Origin of the sequence: Vibrio sp. 10N.222.48.A3, assembly GCF_041475345.1 — a bacterium.
Taxonomy (GTDB): Bacteria; Pseudomonadota; Gammaproteobacteria; order Enterobacterales; family Vibrionaceae; genus Vibrio; species Vibrio tasmaniensis_A.
In genome coordinates, this window is sequence record NZ_JBFRVX010001431.1 from 1 (window position 1) to 1,150 (window position 1,150).

Consider the following 1,150-nt stretch of genomic DNA (forward strand, 5'->3'; position numbering starts at 1 on the left):
AGGTTGTCGTGGTGAAGGCGGTATCATCGTCAACAAGAACGGCTATCGTTACCTGCAAGATTACGGCATGGGCCCTGAAACTCCAGTGGGCGAGCCGAAAAACAAATACATGGAACTGGGTCCTCGTGACAAAGTTTCTCAAGCATTCTGGCACGAGCAGCAGAAAGGCAACACCATCAAGCACCCGCTTGGTGATGTCGTACACCTTGACCTTCGCCACCTTGGTGAAGAGTACCTGCAAGAGCGTCTTCCGTTTATCTGTGAGCTTGCAAAAGCGTACGTAAACGTTGACCCAGCAAAAGAGCCAATCCCAATTCGTCCAACCGTTCACTACACCATGGGTGGTATTGAAACCAACGGTACGTGTGAAACTCGCATTAAAGGGCTATTCGCTGTTGGTGAGTGTGCTTCAGTTGGCCTACATGGCGCAAACCGCCTAGGGTCTAACTCTCTTGCTGAATTCGTAGTTTTCGGCCGCGTAGCCGGTGAACAAGCCGTGAAACGCGCAGCTGAATTCAAAGGCTGGAACGAAGAGTCTATTGCTAAGCAAGTGAAAGCGGTTGAAGATCGCATCGCTGGCATCTTGGCTCAAGAAGGCGATGAGAACTGGGCTGATATCCGTACTGAAATGGGTCACACCATGGAAGCGGGTTGTGGTATCTACCGTCAAGAAGACTTGATGCAAGAAACCATCGACAAAATCACTGAACTGAAAGCTCGCTACAAGAAGATCAGCATTAAAGACAAAGGCAAAGTGTTCAACACTGACCTACTTTACGCTATCGAAGTGGGTTACGGCCTTGAAGTTGCCGAAGCGATGGTTCACTCAGCGATCCTTCGTAAAGAGTCTCGCGGTGCACACCAACGTCTAGACGACAACTGCACAGAACGTGATGACGTGAACTTCCTGAAACATTCTCTATCTTTCTACAACGAAGATGCAGCACCAACTATCGACTACAGCGGCGTTAAGATTACTAAATCTCAACCTAAAGCTCGTCTATACGGTGAAGCAGCCGAGAAAGCCGCTGCTGCTGAAAAAGCGGCAGAAGAGAATGCGAAGAAGAGCGAAGAGGAGCAAGCATAATGTCAGCGAATCGAATCCAAAAAATTGAAATCCTGCGTTATGACCCTGAGCACGATGCAGAAC

Annotated in this window: 1 protein-coding gene; it reads left to right on the forward strand. The window is 49.0% G+C overall.

Going from position 1 to position 1,150, the window contains the following annotated elements; translation table 11 throughout:
* Positions 1-1,087, forward strand: a 1,087-nt coding sequence (locus AB4653_RS26910; RefSeq protein WP_372105761.1) for an FAD-binding protein, incomplete at its 5' end; no start/stop codon positions are given.
* Positions 1,088-1,150 lie beyond the last annotated feature (63 nt).